At 64.5% G+C, this 14,633-nt stretch carries 25 protein-coding genes; 23 read left to right on the top strand and 2 right to left on the bottom strand.

Annotated features, from left to right (window positions below; all coding sequences use genetic code 11):
- Window positions 1-11 precede the first annotated feature (11 nt).
- Together ACEWQ0_RS03730 and ACEWQ0_RS03725 are read right to left on the bottom strand one after the other, a co-directional pair.
- Complete coding sequence (locus tag ACEWQ0_RS03730; RefSeq protein WP_476484543.1) at window positions 12-854, bottom strand: BRO family protein; 843 nt, start codon at window positions 852-854, stop codon at window positions 12-14.
- Window positions 855-1,269: 415 nt separating this feature from the next.
- The gene (locus ACEWQ0_RS03725; protein ID WP_476484542.1) at window positions 1,270-1,680 is read right to left on the bottom strand and encodes a helix-turn-helix domain-containing protein; all 411 of its coding nucleotides are present in this window, start codon (window positions 1,678-1,680) and stop codon (window positions 1,270-1,272) included.
- A 74-nt stretch (window positions 1,681-1,754) separates the two neighbouring features.
- Between ACEWQ0_RS03725 and ACEWQ0_RS03720 the strand changes: the two genes are divergently transcribed.
- The 23 genes from ACEWQ0_RS03720 to terL all read left to right on the top strand — a co-directional run bounded on the left by ACEWQ0_RS03720 (window position 1,755) and on the right by terL (window position 14,621).
- Entirely contained in the window at window positions 1,755-2,111 is a 357-nt protein-coding gene (locus ACEWQ0_RS03720; RefSeq protein ID WP_476484541.1) for a helix-turn-helix domain-containing protein, read from the top strand.
- A 23-nt stretch (window positions 2,112-2,134) separates the two neighbouring features.
- Window positions 2,135-2,377, top strand: coding sequence for a hypothetical protein (locus tag ACEWQ0_RS03715; protein WP_476484540.1), 243 nt, complete (start codon window positions 2,135-2,137; stop codon window positions 2,375-2,377).
- Window positions 2,374-2,691, top strand: a complete 318-nt coding sequence (locus tag ACEWQ0_RS03710; RefSeq protein ID WP_476484539.1) for a hypothetical protein — start codon at window positions 2,374-2,376, stop codon at window positions 2,689-2,691. Before ACEWQ0_RS03715 ends, ACEWQ0_RS03710 begins: the two co-directional genes overlap by 4 nt.
- Window positions 2,691-3,335, top strand: a complete 645-nt coding sequence (locus ACEWQ0_RS03705) for a hypothetical protein (protein WP_476484538.1) — start codon at window positions 2,691-2,693, stop codon at window positions 3,333-3,335. Before ACEWQ0_RS03710 ends, ACEWQ0_RS03705 begins: the two co-directional genes overlap by 1 nt.
- Window positions 3,332-4,405, top strand: a complete 1,074-nt coding sequence (locus ACEWQ0_RS03700) for a hypothetical protein (protein WP_476484537.1) — start codon at window positions 3,332-3,334, stop codon at window positions 4,403-4,405. Before ACEWQ0_RS03705 ends, ACEWQ0_RS03700 begins: the two co-directional genes overlap by 4 nt.
- Window positions 4,406-4,410: 5 nt before the next feature.
- Window positions 4,411-6,048, top strand: coding sequence for a transposase (locus ACEWQ0_RS03695; protein WP_476484536.1), 1,638 nt, complete (start codon window positions 4,411-4,413; stop codon window positions 6,046-6,048).
- A 28-nt stretch (window positions 6,049-6,076) separates the two neighbouring features.
- Complete coding sequence (locus ACEWQ0_RS03690; protein ID WP_476484535.1) at window positions 6,077-7,138, top strand: AAA family ATPase; 1,062 nt, start codon at window positions 6,077-6,079, stop codon at window positions 7,136-7,138.
- On the top strand, window positions 7,135-7,356 hold the full coding sequence (locus ACEWQ0_RS03685; protein ID WP_476484534.1) for a hypothetical protein: 222 nt from the start codon (window positions 7,135-7,137) through the stop codon (window positions 7,354-7,356). Before ACEWQ0_RS03690 ends, ACEWQ0_RS03685 begins: the two co-directional genes overlap by 4 nt.
- Window positions 7,346-7,801 (top strand): hypothetical protein, encoded by a 456-nt coding sequence (locus tag ACEWQ0_RS03680; RefSeq protein ID WP_476484533.1) that lies wholly within the window; start codon window positions 7,346-7,348, stop codon window positions 7,799-7,801. The genes ACEWQ0_RS03685 and ACEWQ0_RS03680 overlap by 11 nt, the downstream gene beginning before the upstream one ends.
- Window positions 7,785-7,991, top strand: coding sequence for a hypothetical protein (locus ACEWQ0_RS03675; protein ID WP_476484532.1), 207 nt, complete (start codon window positions 7,785-7,787; stop codon window positions 7,989-7,991). The genes ACEWQ0_RS03680 and ACEWQ0_RS03675 overlap by 17 nt, the downstream gene beginning before the upstream one ends.
- A complete protein-coding gene (locus ACEWQ0_RS03670; protein WP_476484531.1) occupies window positions 7,988-8,533 on the top strand; it encodes a hypothetical protein in 546 nt (181 codons plus the stop codon). Before ACEWQ0_RS03675 ends, ACEWQ0_RS03670 begins: the two co-directional genes overlap by 4 nt.
- Window positions 8,533-8,799, top strand: coding sequence for a hypothetical protein (locus ACEWQ0_RS03665; protein WP_476484530.1), 267 nt, complete (start codon window positions 8,533-8,535; stop codon window positions 8,797-8,799). The genes ACEWQ0_RS03670 and ACEWQ0_RS03665 overlap by 1 nt, the downstream gene beginning before the upstream one ends.
- A gap of 140 nt (window positions 8,800-8,939) precedes the next feature.
- Window positions 8,940-9,341 (top strand): regulatory protein GemA, encoded by a 402-nt coding sequence (locus ACEWQ0_RS03660; protein WP_476484529.1) that lies wholly within the window; start codon window positions 8,940-8,942, stop codon window positions 9,339-9,341.
- Entirely contained in the window at window positions 9,338-9,781 is a 444-nt protein-coding gene (locus ACEWQ0_RS03655) for a hypothetical protein (protein ID WP_476484528.1), read from the top strand. Before ACEWQ0_RS03660 ends, ACEWQ0_RS03655 begins: the two co-directional genes overlap by 4 nt.
- A complete protein-coding gene (locus tag ACEWQ0_RS03650; protein ID WP_476484527.1) occupies window positions 9,771-10,133 on the top strand; it encodes a hypothetical protein in 363 nt (120 codons plus the stop codon). The genes ACEWQ0_RS03655 and ACEWQ0_RS03650 overlap by 11 nt, the downstream gene beginning before the upstream one ends.
- The gene (locus ACEWQ0_RS03645) at window positions 10,130-10,567 is read left to right on the top strand and encodes a Mor transcription activator family protein (RefSeq protein ID WP_476484526.1); all 438 of its coding nucleotides are present in this window, start codon (window positions 10,130-10,132) and stop codon (window positions 10,565-10,567) included. Before ACEWQ0_RS03650 ends, ACEWQ0_RS03645 begins: the two co-directional genes overlap by 4 nt.
- A 108-nt stretch (window positions 10,568-10,675) precedes the next feature.
- Complete coding sequence (locus tag ACEWQ0_RS03640) at window positions 10,676-10,969, top strand: hypothetical protein (protein WP_476484525.1); 294 nt, start codon at window positions 10,676-10,678, stop codon at window positions 10,967-10,969.
- The gene (locus ACEWQ0_RS03635; RefSeq protein WP_476484524.1) at window positions 10,966-11,682 is read left to right on the top strand and encodes a transglycosylase SLT domain-containing protein; all 717 of its coding nucleotides are present in this window, start codon (window positions 10,966-10,968) and stop codon (window positions 11,680-11,682) included. Before ACEWQ0_RS03640 ends, ACEWQ0_RS03635 begins: the two co-directional genes overlap by 4 nt.
- A complete protein-coding gene (locus ACEWQ0_RS03630; RefSeq protein ID WP_476484587.1) occupies window positions 11,667-12,104 on the top strand; it encodes a hypothetical protein in 438 nt (145 codons plus the stop codon). The genes ACEWQ0_RS03635 and ACEWQ0_RS03630 overlap by 16 nt, the downstream gene beginning before the upstream one ends.
- Complete coding sequence (lysC, locus tag ACEWQ0_RS03625) at window positions 11,986-12,273, top strand: Rz1-like lysis system protein LysC (protein WP_476484523.1); 288 nt, start codon at window positions 11,986-11,988, stop codon at window positions 12,271-12,273. The genes ACEWQ0_RS03630 and lysC overlap by 119 nt, the downstream gene beginning before the upstream one ends.
- A 10-nt stretch (window positions 12,274-12,283) precedes the next feature.
- The gene (locus ACEWQ0_RS03620) at window positions 12,284-12,514 is read left to right on the top strand and encodes a hypothetical protein (RefSeq protein ID WP_476484522.1); all 231 of its coding nucleotides are present in this window, start codon (window positions 12,284-12,286) and stop codon (window positions 12,512-12,514) included.
- A 3-nt stretch (window positions 12,515-12,517) separates the two neighbouring features.
- Entirely contained in the window at window positions 12,518-13,015 is a 498-nt protein-coding gene (locus ACEWQ0_RS03615) for a DUF1804 family protein (RefSeq protein WP_476484521.1), read from the top strand.
- Window positions 13,008-14,621: a phage terminase large subunit gene (gene terL / locus ACEWQ0_RS03610; protein ID WP_476484520.1), complete on the top strand. Its 1,614-nt coding sequence runs from the start codon at window positions 13,008-13,010 to the stop codon at window positions 14,619-14,621. The genes ACEWQ0_RS03615 and terL overlap by 8 nt, the downstream gene beginning before the upstream one ends.
- Window positions 14,622-14,633: the final 12 nt, after the last annotated feature.

The raw sequence follows: 14,633 nt of genomic DNA, 5'->3' as shown, positions 1-14,633 counted from the left end.
GGGGAGCCTCTCTACTTTCCGGCCGATTTCTTCCTTGCGGCCTTCTTCTTCGTCGCCTTCTTTTTGGGCGAGTCGAGCTTCTGCATTTTCCGGTTCGTGGCCTTGATTTGCGACTTGACCTTGCTGATCGGCCCCTCGAGCTTCAGCTCTTCAGGCCGCACGCCGGATGAGCGGATCATAATATCGCGCACCTCTTTCCCAACATCGGAGGCAGTCACCGTGGCCTGGCTTAAACCCCGAACCTGATTGCGCCGCATACGCTCGGCCGTCTGGGTCACTCGGAACGTGTTGGCCGCCAGTTCGGTCAGGCCCATGTAGTCGTAAAGCGTCTTTCCCGCAGGAGAGCCCTTGAGTCGCTGCAGGTTGCGCAGTGGCATGTTGTACATGCCGCGAAAACCGGCGTCACGAAAGATTGCGTGATCCTGGCCGCTAGTCAGGCCCGCCTCCTTGGCTGAACCGCCAAGCTGTTTTTCTGCCTCTGAAAGCTTGCCCCGCTCCTCGAGGCGCGCCAGGCTGTTGTCAGAAATGCGCTCCTCGACCAGCGCCTCGGCAATTCTGGCAAGAGCCACCTGGGCTGCAGCGACCTCTGGCTTTTTAGCATCGGCCTGCATGGCCACCAGATAACAAGCAAAACGGGTCAGCTTGTAGGACTTGGTACCGTCTTCCAGATCGTGCCGGATAAAGGCGTCGTCGGCATCAATGCCAAGCTGTAAACAGCTCGACTGGGCACGTTGAATGACCTGGCGAAAACTCGCCCAAGAGCTGTACCCCAGCGCTTCCATAAAGTCGTGCGCCAGCCAGTATCGAATCCCGTTGTCGCGGCCAGCGTCTTCGAATTGGGCAATGTCAAACATGGGGGAATCTCCGGGGCCCGCGCGATTGACCGCTCATTATAAGCCCTGAATCAGCCCAATCACAGAGCCGGGGCGGCAAGCCGTACCGCCGCCTATATATAAGGAGTCGCCAGCGCTGGCGATTTGTATCCCGGCTTCGGGCGCTTCAGCGCCAATTTACCCCGGCCGGGGCGCCGGGCGCAAATTGGGGCGGGCTGGACGGTTAGCTCATACAGGCCGTTTGACCCCCGACCCAGTAGGGTAGGCCGTCTTTTGGCTAAAACGGGCTGTTTGATCCGCGTGGAGGTGTTTTCCGGGTGTTTTCTGGATGGGGGTCCAACCCCGCCGGGCGCGCTCGGGTGATTTCTGGGCCGGACGGGACCGGCCGGGCGCTGAGTGCGCCCTATATACAAGGTGTCGACCGCAGGCGGGAACTCTAGCGCTTGTCGCCCTTGCTGATGGGGGTCATCTTGCCGGTGACGGTGTTGCCCTTGCCCTCCCGCATGCGCTGGCCGGGGCGCGGCTTGTCCCGGCCTTCCTCGATGAACAGATCCAGCGCCTTGGCCATCAAATCGCGCTGGCGATCTTCGTTGAGCCCGGCATACATGTCTACCAGCCGGCGCTGCTCTTCCGAGAGTAGCTTGGGGTCTCGTAGACCGGTGAGCAAATAGAGCACGTCACCACCAGCACTGGCCAGCCGCTCCAAGTAATCGATTGTCGGCCTTGTCCTGTTCTGCTCATAGCTAATCTGAGTGTGCTTCCCAACGCCGCATAGAGCCGCGAACGCTTCCTGATTCAGGCCCTTCGTCTGCCTGATCTCTTTCAGGCGGGCTCCATAGTCGGTCATTTTCTACTCCATGCTTGCAAAGTAGAGAAATCTCTACTATGCTTTGCGCTAGTCGAATATGTGAGACACAGGAAATGAAGGATAGCACCCAGGAGAAACTTCTCCGAATCTTCGACGGCGAGTCGCCCGTCACGGGCGCCGACCGCGCCTGGGCGCTGAGCATGGTCGGCTCCTCTCAGGCTGATCTGGCCGAACGCCTGGGTGTTTCCCGCCCGACCGTCAACGGTGTTCTGCACGACCGCGAAACCTCAGCCAACGTCGCCACCAAGCTGGCCGAAATTACCGGCCTGACCCTCAACCGCCTGTGGCCGGACGGAAAGTATCAATCTTTGCTGGGCCCTGCGAGTCGGCGCAAGGCTACGCGCGGCGAGTCTCGCCCCGGCGCTGCGAACCACTCCAAGGCTACTTCGCAGACCAAGAAGGCCGCTTAAACCCCCACCACCAGGAGACACCAATGGACCGATCCATCACCCCCAAAACCAACCCGGCCGATCGGCTTGACGAAGCCTGCTACGCGCTGGCCCGGCACAAGTGCAGCATCAGTGCCGACCGGGTGCACCTGAGCACCTACCAGATCGTGCTGCTGCTCGAGGCGCTGCGCGACCAGGCCGAACGCGACGCAGACTTCGCCGCGGCCCTGCACCAGTTGGCCGAGAAAGTCGAAACCCGCTACGACCACCAGCCGGAGGCGGCATGAGCCACACCAACTCACCCACCAGGGAGCACACCATGACCCGAGAAGAACTGCGGGATTTCTCGCCCGCCAAACGCGAGATCGTCGACCACATCACCCACCGCCTGCGCGACGTAGCCGGCGCGGCGCCGATGCATGTGCGCATCCTGATGCTCAGCACCATGCCCCGCGCGCCCAGGCCATCAGCGCCACAGACCGAGTGGGACACCTACCAGGACCAGGCCGAACAGCACTGCGATGCCTTCGCCGGCTTCGTCAGCGCGCTGAACCGCCTGCGCACCAGCTTGGAGCGAAACGTGAGTGGGAGGGTGCATTGATGAGAAGCGAAAGCGGTTTTATTAACGAAATGGAACGGCAGCGAATAGAGCGGGTGCGCAGAATGCGCGAGCAGAAAAAGCGCGAACTTGGAGCGAAACGTGAGTGGGAGAGTGCACTGATGAGCGACAAAAAACAGAAACATGACCAGCCTGACTGCGGCACATCCGTTCAGGGCAAAGGCTTCCTGAAGAACTATCCGGAAGAGCTCTACATGCCGGCCTATGTGCCTTTTGGCGCGATATATCACCCGCTTTACTTCCAGATCTCGATCCGTAAAGAGATTGAAGACTATGACGAAGATCAAATGCTGAGGGAAATGAAAAAAGTCGTGGATTGCTACAAGGCATTCCGCGGCGAACTCGGCCACCTGCTGTACTACCTCGAAGGTTTCATTGCCGATCGGATCATCCAGCGCAACGGTGCTGGCAAGACAGTGAGCTGGCAGGCGGTGGCCGATGAAATCCAGGCCGAAATGGATAAAGCAGTAGTTCGGTTGGGCCTGCCTGTTCAGGACTGGCGACCGATGGTTGTCGATGCCCAAAACATGGCGACGGCCCAGACCACTGATGAAAACCGCCAATACGAGGAGGAAGGCTCAGCAACCCGGTGGGGCGATCCTGGCGGAGAGCGGGGCTGGAAATGAGCAAGAGCGAAAAGAAGGAAGCGCAGGAATTGCAGCTGCCCGCCGAACTCGCGGAGGCCGTCGCCACCGTCCGTCGGCTGCAGCAGTCCGGCCAGGACATCGATCTTCCAGAGCCCCCGTCGACCGATGACCCACAGAGTCTTGCGAAGTACGCGGTCGATGTCGTCGTTAGATGCCAGGACGGTATTGACCGGTTCTACGCGATTCAGGGCTACTACTTGCTGTGGCTTAAGGACAACACGCAGCACGGCGAGCTGCAAGTTGCCTACGAGCGCGCTGGGATCAATCCGCGAACGGCCAGATCTCGAATGCAAGTCGCACGGCTCTTGCTGTCGTTGAAGGGGCAAAACGGCAACGCCGTTTCCGCTTTGCCATTTCGTCGCCAACTCAAGCTGGCGCAGCTTGGGGAAGATCAGCTTGAGTTGCTCGCGGCTCGAGGCGCGCTAGAGAACATCAATCAACGCTCAGCTAGTGACTTCGACGCCCTGATCAAGGCCCAGAAGGAAGCCGAGCGCAACGCCCAGGAAGCCGCGCAGGCCCGGGAGGAGCGCGACGAGGCGGTCGGCCGACTGGAGAAGTTCGTTCATCACAATCCCATGACCTTCCTCAACCAGGCCCGCCTGGTGGTGGCCGAGCATGTCTCGGCGGTTCGGCTGCTAGCCGCTTCCGCCTTCCGGGCCCTGGAGAAAGAGCTTCAGGAGTGCCCCTACGACGACGACGAGACCAAGGAAATGATCGTCCGTCACCTGCTGCAGGGCTACCGGGAAGTGGGCATGACCATGACGGCCTTCGAGGCCCGCGTGAAAGACCGCTGGGCGCACCTGCTGCACGACAACGACGCCGGCCTACCGGTGGAGCTGACCGACGCCCAGCAGCGAGAGGCGCGCGACTACATCGAGGCGCTGATGAACAACTGGCGCGCCTTCGACAAGCCGGCCGGCACCCGGCTGGAGCGTCTGTTCGAGCTCGATCCACTGAACCCTGAATTCGACCCCGCCACGCAGCAGCACGGCAAGGACCGCAAGCGGCCCGGAAGCAACCGCCAGAAGGGCCGCAAGAAGACCCGGTGATGAGCATGAGCGAGCGCAATAAGGATCAGATTCGCAAGGACTACCGGATGCGCATTGTTCGGTGGATCGACAAGACCTATGAAGGCCCTTCGATTTTGTCCAAGGCGCGCAAGTTCGATAAGGACCAAAAGGCCGGCAATGTACCTGACTTCTTCAGGCAGTGGGCGGCCCAGGCCGTATGCCGCCAGTCGACCACCACAGTCAGTCCCTCGACCGTCGACCGCTGGCACGACAAGATGAAGGAAGCAGGATTCGTCGGGCTGGGCACCAACTACAAGGGGCGCACGCGCACGGTCTGGGGCTGGGAAGATGCTGCGCTCAAGGCCTACCGGGTGCCGACCAAGCCCGGCTACGGCAAGGTGGCGCGGGACCTGAGAAAGCAAGGCCACGAGACGGCCACGGCCAAGCGCGTGGAGCGCTACCTGAAGTCCATTCCGCTGGCCGAGCGCGAGAAGGGTCGGCGCAGCGCCGACGAGCTGCGCAAGGAGCTGCTGCCGTTCATCCGTCGCAGCCTGGAGAACATCGGCTCGAACACGATCTGGATGGCCGACGGCCACACCCTGGACGTGCGGATGTTGCACCCGCACGGCCGCAAGCTCTATCGGCCCGAGCTCACCGTATTCATGGACGTCAAGTCCCGCATGGTGGTCGGTGCCTTCGTCTCCGAGAAGGAAAACCAGTACGCCGTGATGTGGGCCTTCTCGCGCGGCGTGAAGCAGTTCGGCATGCCGCTGTTCCTCTACACCGACGGCGGCTCCGGCTACGTGGCCAAGGCGATCACCGCCGCCGGAAGCGGCCTGCTCGATCGGCTGGGCATCGAGTGGCTGAAGGCCCTTCCATATAACGCACGCGCCAAGGCCCAGGTGGAACGCTTCTTCCGCTTCCTGAAGGAAGACTTCGCGAAGGATTGGCCGACGTACTGCGGCGACGACGTGAGCAAGGATCACGAGAAGCGCATCGTCACGCCGCGGGCGGCGGAGCGCGAGAAGGTCCAGTCGCTCTACCCCGAGCAGGATGAGTTCGTCGAGCGGCTGAAGACCTGGCTGCACTGGTACAACACCGAGCGCATTCACCCGGAGTTGGGCTGCACACCGCTGGAGTACTGGCAAGCCCACGCCGGCGAGCTCTACAAGGCCGACCACGAATCGCTGATGTGGCCGCGCGAGAAGCGCGTGGTCCAACGCGGCGAGATCAACTTCAACACCCTCATCTACCGCTCGATCGAACTGAACACGATCGACCACGGCACCGAAGTGTGGGTGGAGTACGACCCGTGGGACGGCCGCAAGATCCGGGTGCTGGATCTGCACAGCGAGGAATGGCTGTGCGACGCCGAGATCGACCAGGGCACGCCCATCATCCCGACCGCGCGCGTCGAGCAGGCGCGCATCAAGGCGCGCGAGCGTGCTGCACGCCTGCATCATATCCGTGCGATGGAGCACGACCGGCGCTTCCAGCAAGGCCGCGACACCACCGAGGTCACCGACGAGATTCATCGCCTGGAAACCCAGCACAACGACCTGAACGATCTGCACGCCGCCGGCCTCAAGCGCGCGGCGGCCGGCGGGCAGCCGGCGCATCGTGATGACGGCGGCGACGACACCGACGATCCAGAGATCGACATCTTTTCCACCGACTACTGAACCACCCACCACCAGGAGAACCAGGGCAATGCCACAACCGGAAATCGAAACCAAGATCAGCGAAGCGGCCAACCGCACCGAATGGCCCAGCGTCTACACCAGCGAGCACCGCATGCAGGTGCGCTCCATTCTGGCCATGATGGCCACCGCCGGCCTGTCGCAGCGGCGCCTGGGCCGGCTGGCCGGCATCAGCGCCAGCACGGTCAACCTGGTGCTTTCGGGCACCTACACCAAAAACGGCCTGGACAAGTTCCTGGGCGACATGCGCACGGCCCTGGACGGCTACCTGGGCCACGACCTCGAGCTGGGCGACTGGGACCAGAACGTGCCGGAACACGATCCAGTCGACGGCGCCTATGTAGAAACCAGCGTGCACCGCGCCATTGTGGCCGCCTGCTACCGCGCACGCCGCTACGGCGGCTTCGGCGTGGTTGCTGCGTTTGTCGGCACGGGCAAGACCACCGCGCTCAAGCGCATTGCCGAGCAGCAGGAAGGCGTGTACCTCATCGAGGGACTGCCGGCCATGACGCACAGCGTGCTGCTCGACGAGCTTGTCAGCCAGATCGGCTGCCCCGTCAAGACCGCGCGCGGCACCACCGGCGGCACCAAGGCTGAAAAGCTGCGCGCCATCATCAGCGCGCTCAAGGGCAAGCAGGCGCTGATTCTGCTCGACGAGGCCGAGACCTGCTCGGCATCCACCCTGGAATACCTGCGCCGGGTGCGCGATCTGGCCGGCGCCGGCGTGGTGCTGTGCGGCACCGAGCGGCTGCTGCCGATGGTGCGCGACCCGCGCGGGCGCTTTGGCCAGATTTCCAGCCGGGTGAACTACTGGCCGCCGCTCATCAAGCGTTGCAGCAACGACGACATCCGCGACCTGACCCGCGCCTACCTGCCCGATATCGAGCTGACCGACGAGCTGCTCGAGGCCTTCGAGCGCGCCAGCGACGGCTCGGCCCGCGTGCTGTGCGCCGGCGTCATTCCCGGCGTGCTCGACTACGGCATCAACAAGGGTCGCGAACTCACGCCGGCGCTGGTCAAGAAGATCAGCCGCGATTTGCTCGGCTTCACGCCGGCGAGGAGGCAGGCATGAGCAAGGTCGTGAACCTGCCTGTTTCGTGCGCCCTGGGCGAAGCCAGCAGCGAAGACGGCCGGCGCTACAAGCTGGCCGTGGGCCGCGAGCGCCTGATGGTGCATTCGCGCCAGACCGGTCGGCAAACCGCCATCAGTTGGGACGAGCTGGTCCGCGTTGCCAATCGCGCCGGGCTGGATCTCGACGGCGAATATACCGGAGGGCCCAATGCAGCTTGATCGCGAACTGCTCAAGGAACGTGCGCTGAGCGTGTTGCAGCGCCACGTTGGCAAGGCCAACGCCATCACCATGACGCAGCTGACCGCCGCCATCCAGGGCGGCGCCGTGGTGCCTTCGGCGAGGTATGAAGAAAGCCGCGTGGTGCGCTCGATCATCTCGCAGCTGCGCGCCCAGGGCCACCCGATTGCGCACCACAACGGCCGGGGTGGCGGCTACTTCTGGGCGGCCAATGAAGAGGAGCTTGCCGAGACCGCAGCCTGGTTCCGATCACGGGCCATGTCCGCATTCCGCCAGGAGGCAAACCTCAAGCGCATTTCCTTATCCGAGCTGGTCGAGCAGCTCAAGCTCGACATCGAACGCCCGCGCATGGAGCAGCGCTTGGGCGAGCTGCGCGAGCAGAACAACACCACCAAGGAGGAATCTGCCGATGCCAACACAAGGTGACCCCTTCATCACCGGCCAGTGGGGCGGCCATCCCTGCGGCGCTGTCAGTGCGCCCGACCGAATCAGCATGGTCAAGAATTTTGATCTGGATGAGGTCGAGGCCGCGATGAAGCTGCCGCACCTGCAAAAGACCGTGCGGGCCACGCTCCAGCGCCGGCGCCGCCAACTCATCAAGGAGCAACAACCGTGATCGACAAGACGCAATCCATTGACCTGGGCACGATCGAGAAGCTGTGCCGAAACTACCGCGAGGCCTACGATTTGCTGGCCGAGCGCTGCCAGACCCTCAACGAGGAAGTAGAGGCTGCCAAGCGCCGGCGGCTGCAGGGCATCAAGAATGCCGTGGCCAAGGCCAGCGATATCCGCAGCGAACTGGAGCAGGCCGTGGAGCTGGGCCCGCACCTGTTCGAAAAGCCGCGCACGCTCGTCATCGCCGGCATCCGCGTGGGCTACACCAAGCAGAAGGGCCGGCTGGTGTTTGAAGATCCCGCCCAGGTGGTCAAGCTGGTACGCAAGCATTTTCCGGAGCAGTTTGACAATCTTGTCTCCACCAAGGAAACCCCGCTCAAGGGGGGCTTAAGCCAGCTCAGCGGCGCGGAACTCAAGAAGATCGGCGTGCAGATCGAAGCCGATGTGGACCACGTGGTCGTCAAGAGCACCGACACCGAGGTCGACAAGCTGGTCAGCAAGCTGCTGGCCGAGGCCGAAGACCTGGAAAGGAAGGCAGCGTGATGGCCGGTGTGGAGAAAAGCGGCACCGGCATCACGCAGGCCGACTGGTTGTCGGTACACCACGCGCTGCCGCCGCAAGCCAAACCGGTGCTGATCGCCTACCGCTTCGGCGGCGACGACGAACTGACTGTCGACATGGGCGAGCGCGATGGCGATCAGTGGCTGTACCTGGGCGGCGGGCCGATCGAGCACGGCGAGGTGGTGCTGTACTGGGCCAATGCCCCGGTTGCCCCCGCGCTGCCGCTTGAACTGGCAGAAGCCGCATGAATTCACGTCTAGGCCAGGCCTTGCAAGTCCTGGCATGGCCACGTATGGCGCAGTGAGGCAAAAGCATGGCTAACCAAGGGAATTGTGAAGTGAGAAATTATCAGTTGCGATTGATCCACATGGCTCGCCGGGATCTCGGCATGTCCGACGAGGATTACCGCGCGGCCGTGTCCGGCGTGACCGACGGCCGCACGGATTCGTCCGGCGACTGCACCGATGCCGAGCGCCGGCGCCTGCTCAATCATTTCCGGCGGATGGGCTGGGCGCCGAAGAAGCCGGGGCGGCGCCAGTACTCTCCGGCCAGCCGCCAGAAGAAGGCCGGCGAAAAGACGCAGGCCGACAAGATCCGCGCGATGTGGATCAGCCTGCACCGGGCAGGCGTGGTGCGCAACCGGTCCGAAGCTGCACTGGGCAAGTTCTGCCACCGGCTGACCGGCAAGCACACGCCGGACTGGCTGACCCATCGCGAGGCGGTGGTCGTGATCGAGGCGCTGCGTGCCTGGGCCAGGCAGGAGCACGTCGAGGAGGCGGTGCAGGCATGAACCTGATCTGCCCGCAGTGCAACAGCCGCCTGGAGCTGGCCGGCCTGGCCGAGGATGCCGAGGCGCGCAAGCTGTTTGGCCTGCTGGCCCAAACCGGCCCGGCCGGCAGCGCGTTGATTGCCTATCTGGGCCTGTTCAAGCCGCCCAAGCAGGCGCTGCGCTGGGCCCGCGCCCATCGCCTGGCCGGCGAGGTGCTGGCCATGAGCCGGCAGGTGGAAGCCAGCTTCGACGAGCTGGCCACCGCTTGCCTGCGCACGGTGGCCGCCCTGGACGAGCGGCGCAAGGGCAGCGACTGGCAGCCCTTGAGCAATCACCGCTATCTGGCCCGGGTGCTCGACGCCGTGCTCGAGGAGGCCAAGCCGGTGGCACGTACACCCGCGGCCAATACCGGGCCCAAGTCCAAGCGGCTCTCGGCGCTTGAGGTGCTGGATGAAGACTGAAGCGCCGCAGTGGTTCAGGCGCACCGTGGCCGACGGGCTGAAGGTGCTGGTGGCGCTCAGCCTGCCAAACGAGCCGGCGCTGGACTTGATGCCGGCCACCAAACGCCTGTGGATTCATCTGCTGTGGAACTGCGGAAAGGTCTGGCAGGAGGGCGCAGACGAGCCGCGCATCCTCGAGGCCTTCACCCGCCTGGCCACGCGGGTGGACCGCTGGCCGGCGCCGAAGCAACTGCTGGAAGTGCTGCCGTCAAGACCGCAGCCGAAGGCCATCGAGCCGCCGCCGGCCGACCGCGAAGAGGCCCGGCGCCACCTGGCCGAGATACGCGCCATGCTCAAGGGGGTAAAAGCGTGACTGAAATCGAGAAACACCCGGTGGAACTGTCCAGCCTGCCGCCGCAGCTGAAGATGCTGGTGCAGCGCATCGGCTATGCTGCCACCCTCAAGTTGATCCGCGCGCGCGGTGGTCAGCAGGTGTGGGTGCCCAAGAAGGCAACGGCCGACCGGGTGCTGGCGCAGATCATCGGCCACGGCGCGCTGGCCAGGCTGGCCGAACACCACGGCGGCGAGCGCCTGGAGCTGCCCAAGGAAGACAAGATTCTCATCCAGCTGCGTGATGAGGAACTCATCGCCCGGCGCGAGGCCGGCGCCACCGAATCCGAGCTGGCACGAGAGTACAACATCACCCGGCGCTGGGTGCTCGAGATCTGCGCGCGCAAGCGCCGCGAGAAAGAAGACCGCGAACGGCAGGGCCGGCTGTTTGATGCTTGCGCCAACGGCAACTCTTAGTGCACACTGATTATCGGCCACGGCGCCACCCCGCGTGAATCCCTTCACGCTGAAACAATCCCCGCCTCACGCTGAACATGGCACTACCTGTACCCAAGGGTTTTTGCCATGCAGTTTTTCAACAAGATCATCGACAAGATTCGCGGCCTGGAGGTCTGGGCCATTGCCCTGCTGGTCGTCGCAGTGCTGCTGATCGGCTTTGCGGCTTCGGGCTATCTGTCGCGCTGGCTGGGCTCCATCGGCCAGGTGGCCACCGGGGCGCTGATCGGCTGGATCGTCTCGCGCCGGCTCATGAAACTTAAACTGGGCGACTACACCGAGCCGCTGCATCGCTGCCTGGCGGGCTTGAGCCAGTCGCTGGTGATTGCCGCCGGCATGATTGCCGTGGCGGTGGCCGTATGAACCCGGCGCTGTTCTCACGCATGGGCGTGCTGCGCGCTGAGCACCGGCGCGGCCGAGCGCTGCTGTTCGCGGGCCTGGCCTTTCTGGCGCTGGGCATTGTCAGCGCGCTGTTCGCCTGCCAGCCGGCGGCCGCCCAGGTGCCGGCCGGTGCCTGGGAGCATCAGCGCTATCTCACGCAGGTAGCTCAGGCGCGCTTTGGCGTGACCGCCCCCGTGGCCCGGCTGGCCGCGCAGGTGCATCAGGAGTCAGCCTGGCGGTCCGAGGTGTGTTCATGGGCCGGTGCCTGCGGCCTGACGCAGTTCATGCCCAAAACGGCCGCCTGGATGGCCGAGATCTATCCGCGACAGCTGGCGCCGGCCGATCCGACCAATCCCCGCTGGGCGCTGCTGGCGCAGGTGTACTACAACCACTGGCTGCTGCAGCGCATCGAGGCAAAGAACGACTGTGCCCGCTGGGCCATGACGTTGAGCGCCTACAACGGCGGCATCGGCTGGCTTGGGCGCGATCAACGCCTGACGGCCGCCGCCGGTGGCGATTCGCAACGGTGGTTCGGCCACGTTGCCCGCTACACGCAGCGCGCCGGGTGGGCGCGTGAAGACAACCGCGGCTATGTCACGCGCATTCTGCTCGAGCTCGAACCACGCTACGCATCCGCGGGCTGGCCCGGCCGGCCGGTGTGCCTGCGTCAAGACCGGCAATGCTCAAGGGACTGATCGCATGCGCGGCCGCCATCGTGCTGTTGCTGGCCGGGCTGGGTTGGCAGACCTGGCAACTTGGCCAGGCGCGCGAGAATGCCGGGCGCATCGGCGAGCGGCTCGAGACCTGCCGGCAGGCGACACACGCCAATCTGGCCACTGCACAGGAGCTGCGCGATGAACTCGACCGCTGCGTGGGCGAAGAAACCTTTATCGACACCGAGCACGCGGTTGACCGCGAGCGGCGTGCTCATCGGGCCGAACGACTGGCGCGCGAGGTCGAGTCGCTGCAGGCGCAGATCGAGGCCGCGCTGCGGCCCGATGATTGTGCCGGCCGTCCTGTGCCTGGCAGTGCTGTTGAGCGCCTGCGCGAGTCAGCCGATCGTGCACACCGTGCCGGTCGAGAAGAAGGTGCGTCAGTGGGTGCCGGTACCGGCTGAGCGCATCGCGCCGCTGGACGTGCCGCGGCCACCGCCAGGGTTGCTGTGGGGCGAGTCGCTGCAGCTCAACGCCATCCTCTACGGGGTGGTCGAGCAGTGTCAGGCAGACCGTTTGGCAATCAGGAGGCTCAATGAGCGCACCACGAAACACACGACACAGAAAGAATAGGCGGCGGCCAATGCATAAAGTGACCGACCCGGATATCGCCCGGGCCCTGGGCCGGATCGAGGGCAAGATCGACGGCATCCAGCACACCCAGGCTGAGCAGAGCGTGAAGATCGGCAAGGTCGACGAGCGCCTGCGCCACGTGGAGCAGCGATCGTCGGTGCATGGCGCGGTCGGCGGCCTGGTCAGCGGCGCGGGCGTGACGATCATCATCGAGTATCTGCGCCGCGGACTGGGCGTGTGAAGCATGGCGTATTCACAAGCGATTCGGGATGCAGTGCGCGACGCGTTCGTGCACGATCGGCTGCCGCTGGAGGCAGCAGCCGAGCGGGTGGGTGTCAGCTACTCGGCGGCACAGAGCTGGAAGCGCAAGGCCCGGGCTGAAGGCCAGTGCTGGGACAAGGCGCGGGCGGCCTCGCGCATGTCGTCAGGCGGGCTGGGTGACCTGACCAGCCAGCTGCTCGAGGATTTTGCGATTCTGTTCCAGTCGACCGTCGAGCAGATCCGCGACGCCGAGGTGGACCCCATCAAGAAGGCCGAGGCCATCTCGAGGCTCAGCGACGCCTACACCAAGACCATGCGCGCGGCGACCAAGGGCGCGCCCGAGATCGGTCGGCTGGCGATGGCGCTCGAGACCATCGATCTGCTGGCCAAGTTCGTGCGCAGCGAATACCCCGAACACGCCGAGGCGCTGATCACGGTGCTGGAACCGTTCGGCCAGGAGGTGGCGCAGCGATATGGCTGATCTGACTCGACGCGAATTCGAGAAGCGCCTGGCCGAACTGGGCTCGGAGCTGCGCCGACAGATCGAAACGGAGGTAGATGGTTTTGCCCCCGACCCGGCTGCCGCAGACCAGCGCCGGCAGCAAGCAGCCGACGATTTCGAATTCTTTGCGCGCACCTACTTTCCGCACTACGTGCAGTTCGACAACTCCGGGCTGCATGCCTATCTGTACGAGACGCTGCCGGCGCTCGTCGCCCGGGCCTCGGGCGTGCATCAGGCCATCGCCGCCCCGCGCGGCGAGGCCAAGTCCACCATCGTCGGCATGATCTTCGTCATCTGGTGCGTGGTCACCGAGCGCAAGCACTACATGTGCCTGATCATGGATGCCTTCGAGCAGGCCGCCGAGCACCTCGAGGCCATCAAGGCCGAGCTCGAGGTCAACCCGCGGCTGGGCAACGACTGGCCCAGCGTGTGCGGCCGCGGGCGGGTGTGGCAGCAGGGTGTGCTCATCACCCGCAACAACCGCAAGATTCAGGCCTTCGGCTCGGGCAAGCGCATCCGTGGCCGCAGGCACGGGCCGCACCGCCCCGATCTGGTCATCGGCGACGATCTGGAAAACGACGAGAACGTGCGCAGCCCCGAGCAGCGCGACAAGCTCGAGAACTGGCTGCTCAAGACCGTGCTGCAGCTCGGCGATGCCAGCGGCAGTATGGATGTCATCGTCATCGGCACGGTGCTGCACTACGATTCGGTGCTCAACCGCCTGCTCAAGAACCCGCTGTGGCGCCGGCGGCGCTTCCAAGCCATCGTCGACTGGCCGGCGCGAATGGATCTGTGGGACCAGTTCGAAGAACGGCTGCTCAACCGCGGCGAAGATGCAGCGATGCGTTTCTACCGGCAGCATCAGCCGGCAATGGACGCCGGTGCGCGGGTGAGCTGGCCCAGCGCCCGGCCGCTGGTGCGCCTGATGATTATCCGCGCGCGAGATGGCCACGAAACCTTCGATGCCGAGTATCAGAACGATCCGATCAGCGCCAAGGACGCGCCGTTTGCCAGCGTCATTTACTGGGTCGAGCCGTGCCCGCGCTGGATCTACTTCGGCGCCTGCGACCCGAGCCTGGGCAAGCACGGCAAGGGCCGCGACCCCAGCGCGATTCTGATCGGCGGGTTCGACCGCGAAGAAGGACGACTCGACGTGATCGAGGCCGAGATCGGCAAGAAACTGCCCGACCTGATCATCGAGCGCATCATCGAGCTGCAGCGACACTACCACTGTCTGGCCTGGGCCATCGAGGCGGTGCAGTTTCAGGAGTTCATGCGCCAGACGCTGGTCGCGCGCTCGGCCAGGCGGGGCATTCCCGTGCCGGCCGTCGGCGTGACACCGCACAGCGACAAGGAGCTGCGCATTGCCAGCCTGCAGCCGCACGTGGCCAACGGCCTGATTCGTTTCGACAACCGCCACAAGACACTGCTCGAGCAGCTGCGCCACTGGCCCAAGGCCGACCACGACGACGGGCCCGATGCGCTGCACATGCTCTGGACAATGGCCAACAGCCGGGCCGGCGGCAACACGCAGATCGTGACGCGCCGGCGGCGCTTACACACCGACTTGAGAGGCTACGCCTGATGGAGATTCGCA

Source organism: Wenzhouxiangella sp. YN9 (assembly GCF_056324165.1).
The sequence above is the reverse complement of the archived record's forward strand: the minus strand, read 5'-3'. Positions and strand labels throughout refer to the sequence as shown.